The organism is Wenjunlia tyrosinilytica, from assembly GCF_014646055.1.
Classification (GTDB): domain Bacteria; phylum Actinomycetota; class Actinomycetes; order Streptomycetales; family Streptomycetaceae; genus Wenjunlia; species Wenjunlia tyrosinilytica.
This window is the reverse complement of the sequence record NZ_BMMS01000168.1, coordinates 1-574: the sequence shown is the minus strand read 5'-3', so window position 1 is coordinate 574 and position 574 is coordinate 1. Positions and strand designations below refer to the sequence as shown.

Here is a 574-nt window from a genome sequence, read left to right as displayed (position 1 = left end):
CGGTCGGGGGTGGCAGCGTGAGCAGCGCCCTGACGGCATTGGCGGCTACTGCGCCGCTGGCTGCTGGCTGGTCCATCCACAGTCTGTGGATGCGCCGTCGCATCGTTGCTGCTCGCCGTGATCCGTTGACCGGGCTGGTCGGGCGGGAGGTGTTCGAGCGGCGGGCCCGCAAGGTGCTGGCGGGTGGTCCGTGTGCGGTGCTGGTCATCGACCTGGATGGCTTCAAGGCGCTGAACGACGCGGCCGGGCATGCGGCCGGTGATGCCGCGCTACGGATGGTCGGAGAGCGGCTGTTGTTGTGGAACCGGGTCGCGTGCGGGGTGGCGGCGCGGTTGGGCGGGGATGAGTTCGCCGCCGCGATCCGCTCCTACAGCCATGCGGACCTGCGGTGGGAGCTTGAGCGGCTGCACACCCGCCTGTGCGAACCGGTGCGGTACGAGGGACAGCCGCTGGCGCTGGGGGCCTCGATCGGCGCCGTCTGGCACGAGGGCGGCACGGCCGCTGACCTGTCCGTTCTGCTGCGGTGTGCGGATGAGGTGATGTACGGCGCCAAGCAGACCGGCGGCGGGTGGCT

At 71.3% G+C, this 574-nt stretch carries 1 protein-coding gene; it reads left to right on the top strand.

What is annotated here, in order from left to right:
* Nucleotides 1–17: 17 nt before the first annotated feature.
* Nucleotides 18–574, top strand: a 557-nt coding sequence (locus IEY86_RS36080; RefSeq protein WP_229699095.1) for a GGDEF domain-containing protein, incomplete at its 3' end; no start/stop codon positions are given.